Origin of the sequence: Elizabethkingia argenteiflava, assembly GCF_009904105.1 — a bacterium.
GTDB lineage: Bacteria > Bacteroidota > Bacteroidia > Flavobacteriales > Weeksellaceae > Elizabethkingia > Elizabethkingia argenteiflava.
On sequence record NZ_JAAABJ010000361.1, the window covers coordinates 1 to 3,963 of the forward strand.

The 3,963-nt window shown below is 31.9% G+C and carries 5 protein-coding genes and 2 pseudogenes; 2 read left to right on the forward strand and 5 right to left on the reverse strand.

Annotation, left to right across the window (positions count from 1 at the left end; translation table 11 throughout):
• The 4 genes and pseudogenes from GNY06_RS15550 to GNY06_RS04035 form a co-directional block, all read right to left on the reverse strand.
• Positions 1-184: pseudogene (locus GNY06_RS15550) on the reverse strand (IS982 family transposase); the annotation flags it as partial.
• A gap of 85 nt (positions 185-269) precedes the next feature.
• The gene (locus tag GNY06_RS04025) at positions 270-530 is read right to left on the reverse strand and encodes a hypothetical protein (protein WP_166518908.1); all 261 of its coding nucleotides are present in this window, start codon (positions 528-530) and stop codon (positions 270-272) included.
• A complete protein-coding gene (locus GNY06_RS04030) occupies positions 508-987 on the reverse strand; it encodes a hypothetical protein (RefSeq protein ID WP_244614358.1) in 480 nt (159 codons plus the stop codon). Before GNY06_RS04030 ends, GNY06_RS04025 begins: the two co-directional genes overlap by 23 nt.
• Positions 971-1,216 (reverse strand): hypothetical protein, encoded by a 246-nt coding sequence (locus GNY06_RS04035; RefSeq protein ID WP_166518909.1) that lies wholly within the window; start codon positions 1,214-1,216, stop codon positions 971-973. Before GNY06_RS04035 ends, GNY06_RS04030 begins: the two co-directional genes overlap by 17 nt.
• A gap of 796 nt (positions 1,217-2,012) precedes the next feature.
• Here GNY06_RS04035 and GNY06_RS04040 point away from each other — a divergent pair.
• Positions 2,013-2,207 carry a hypothetical protein gene (locus tag GNY06_RS04040; protein WP_166518910.1) on the forward strand — a complete coding sequence of 65 codons (195 nt, stop codon included), beginning with the start codon at positions 2,013-2,015 and terminating at the stop codon, positions 2,205-2,207.
• Positions 2,208-2,468: 261 nt separating this feature from the next.
• Here the strand turns inward: GNY06_RS04040 and GNY06_RS04045 are convergent, their stop codons facing one another.
• A complete protein-coding gene (locus GNY06_RS04045; protein ID WP_166518911.1) occupies positions 2,469-3,506 on the reverse strand; it encodes a quinone-dependent dihydroorotate dehydrogenase in 1,038 nt (345 codons plus the stop codon).
• A gap of 238 nt (positions 3,507-3,744) precedes the next feature.
• Here GNY06_RS04045 and GNY06_RS15555 point away from each other — a divergent pair.
• A pseudogene (locus tag GNY06_RS15555) lies at positions 3,745-3,963 on the forward strand (IS982 family transposase); the annotation flags it as partial.

A 3,963-nucleotide genomic window follows, 5' to 3' on the forward strand; every position in this document is an offset into this window, starting at 1 on the left:
AAGGTAATTTTCTGAATAAATCCCGCTCTGAATCAATACTCATAAATTCTGAAGTTAAGTCTATGGAGATTAACTCAAGATCTGACAAGTGGGGATTGCGGATTTGATTTAAAAAATTCATTTTACTTTCAATTGTTATCAGTATCTCTAATATTTTTTCATAATTTGCGGTAAAGCTGTTCATATTTAATCGTTTGTTAGACTATTAACTTTAGGTATTTATTTAATAATGAGCAGCTCCCTTTTTTTTATCCTAAATGCACCACGGGTTAATTTAAATTTTTGTACGTAGCTAAGTCCACTAGGTCAACGATATTCAGTGTATAAATAGGAGCTTCAATTAAATTAAAAATAACATCTATAGAATGGGTGTAGTCTTCAAAACGACACAGATTATCATAGATATATTTTAAAGTATAGATATAATCCTCTTTTGAGATTATACCTTGGTAATATTGGGCTTTCGTTTTTTTTTGTAAAATCGAAATTAAATGAAGCCTCTTGATTCTATCCGATCTTTTCGTCATCATCTGAATGGGAATTAAACATTTGATTTAATAATTCATCTTTTGCATCATCTTTTAAAAAAATGGTTTGTATATATAAGGATAAAACTTTGAAGATCACAAATAATATAATGCTTATCCCAATTGCGTAATAGATAAAATAAGAAGAAGCAGAGAGCTTTGATCCTTTAGCAAAGCAGATGAAGGTTAAGAGTTGATAGGTATAGGTATATATGGGTACAATATAGGTAACCCAGTGCGCTTTCATCTGACTAGCAAATAAAAGCACAAGGGGAGAGAGTGTTATACTGATGCTCCATATCAAAGTTTCAATATCTGAAAACCTTGGAATAAAGAATTGAGAAATAACAGTACGAGGGATAAGATTGTTAATAAAGGGTAACAATCCACCAATAATCATGGTAACTGAGCCAATAAATACGATGGTAGGCTTCTTAACTTTATTACCAAGGTCGTACAATTTTCTCTGGATCAATAATTGTGGGTACTGATTGAATTGAAGCGTTAAATTTTCTTTCATCTTGCGATTGTGTTTTTTGAATAGCACTCGCAATATAATTTTTCGGAGTTATCAAAGAAGTATTGGAGTGGGTTTGTTTGGATTTTATACTGAGTACTTCGTTTGTACTTCTTTCCTTGGAGGATAAAATAATTGCCAAGGCTGCGGAAAAAATCAATGTTGTTTTCATTTGTGTTGTTTTTTAATTTAACCAAATATACATATTACTGAATTTTGTGCTTATTCAGTAAATTTAATTCGATCTTGTATGTAAAGATAAAAAAAAATAAAATATAGTGTATTTTTTATAGATAAATATTCAATTAATTGAATATGGACATACACCACGAGAGGGTTGCAGTCGTAAAATATCGCTAAATAGCTAAGAGAAGAGCGTATTTTAGGACCTTTAACCAAATGTTGTTAATTATGAGTGAGTTGTACTGATGCTAATTCAGCTTATCAAATAACTATTTGAAAATATTCGCAAAGTCACCTAAAATGCTTAAATTATGGGATTAAAATTCTAAGATAGAAGAATTTATGCAATTTTACGGCCTATTTTGGTGAAGCAAATGATTGTAGCTTCATTTTAAGGAACAAAGATATAAAGAAGGAGTTATGTTTTATAAATGTGGGAGTTTTCATGATTGCTAATATTTTATTCCTTCTAGGCTTTTTTATCTTTTGCTGGGGTCAAAAGATTGAACTAAAATCAGTGACAGATTCTTCTCAGGTTTTCAAAGGATAAATAGTGGGAGCTCCTGTCACTATTGGGCTCAATTATACTGGAATAATTGATTGTGATCAATATCAACATTATGTAGACGGCTGGTATGATTACGACAAGTATAAGAAAAAATGAATCTATGATCTAAACAGAAACAGAATGCTAAATAATGAAATAACACAGAATTATCCCCTTAGGAGTCTCTTTTTATAGGAATAAAAAGACGTTTGCTGCAAATTTTTTTACAGGTGATGATATGATTTACCGGTACAACAATTATCTAATCCTTCTCAAACATAAAAAGATCAATACTTTTGATATGATCAGCCGTGCAGGTGTAAGTAGTCTTTTTTCGACAGCTTCTGATCATTCCGGACACAGAGTGTTGCTTTATTTTAAAGAAGTTTCCAATTTTAATTTCTGTGGAATGTGTGGCCCGAGTGATGGATAAAAAGCATATCGGGTATTATATTTTACCAAAGGCTGGAATGATAACAGCTATGATGAATATTTAATAGAAAGCTGCCGGGAAAGAATATCTGAAACCCAAAAAGTAAAGCCCAAGGATACAAAGATACTTCAGTTCAAAGTTCCCAAATCATACTCTTTTTCCGGTTATATACTTACGGTTGATACAAAAAACACATCTGTTATCAGGTGAAGTTAGAGTCCTATAAAACAAAAAAGAGCTTAATTGCCCTCTTTTGTTATTTTATCTGGATAATCTGCTGGTCCTTTTTAGAATTTCTTTACTGATTTCATTAATCAGTCCCGGACCTTCATAGATAAATCCGGTATATAACTGAACCAGACTTGCTCCTGCATCCAGCTTTTCCATAGCATCTTTTGCCGAGTGAATTCCTCCTACTCCAATGATTGGGAATGATTTGTTGCTTTTATCTGAAAGATATTTGATCATTTTTGTACTTCTCTCTCGAATAGGTTTTCCACTTAAACCTCCGTTTCCTATTTGCTCTAAAATATCAGGAGAGGTTTTCAGTCCTTCTCTGTTTACAGAAGTATTTGAAGCAATTACTCCATCAATTTTTGTTTCGGCAATCAGCTCTACAATTTCATCTAATTGATTGTGATTAAGATCTGGGGCAATTTTTAGTAATATGGGTTTTTGTACAGATTTTGACTGATTGATTTTCTTTACTTCCGTAATCAGCTCATGCAGATAGTCTACATCTTCAAGTTTAGCGTGGCTTCCCACATTTGGGCAGCTTACGTTCAGTACAAAATAATCTACGTATGGATGAAGACCTTCGAAACAGTCCAGATAATCCTGAGTATAGTTTTCAGGGCTTGTATCTGTATTTTTGCCAATATTTCCTCCGATAATTATTTTTCCTTTGCTGGATTTAAGTTTTTCAATGGCCGCTTCAAGACCATCGTTATTGAATCCCATTCTATTGATGATCCCATTATCTTCTACCAAACGGAATAATCTTTTTCTGGGATTTCCTGCCTGAGCTCTTGGTGTCACCGTTCCAATTTCTACAAATCCGAAGCCTAGATCGCATAATTCATTGAACAAAACTGCATTTTTATCAAAACCGGCTGCCAATCCTACAGGATTTTTAAATTTCAATCCGAAAACTTCTCTTTCCAGACGCTTGTCTTCAATAGGCTTAGGGAAAAATAATTTGGTGAGAAATCCAAAATTCTTGAGCACCGAAAATGTAAAATGATGAACATCTTCCGGGTCAAAATTGAAAAGAACAGGTCTAATGATACTTTTGTACATTGAAAAAAAGTTTTACAAAAATACTCATTTTAAAAATTAATCTATAATCGACCTGTGATATTTTATAAAAAACTATTTTAAATAAAGTCTATGAAACACTAATATGAGGCTGTTGTGCATTTAGGAATTAGAAAAAAACAAAGATTGTTTAATTGATTAAAGAGTAGTGTATTTTACTGATTATTAGTGATTAAATACATGGTATTTTCATTCAATACGAAAAAATTATTTTAAAAGAATTACCAATATCTGTACAGATATTGATTCTGCCAGGCAAATTAGGGTTTATAAATGGTCTGATCTGGAGCTTGTGGCCCTTAATATTACTGTAGAATATAGGTTTATTAGCTTTGAATTACAACTATTTATATGTATTTCGGGAACAGATTTGGAAGATAAAATAGAAAGAAGTGTATACAATAGAAGAAAAAGAAAACTTTTCTGCTACATAGAGAAA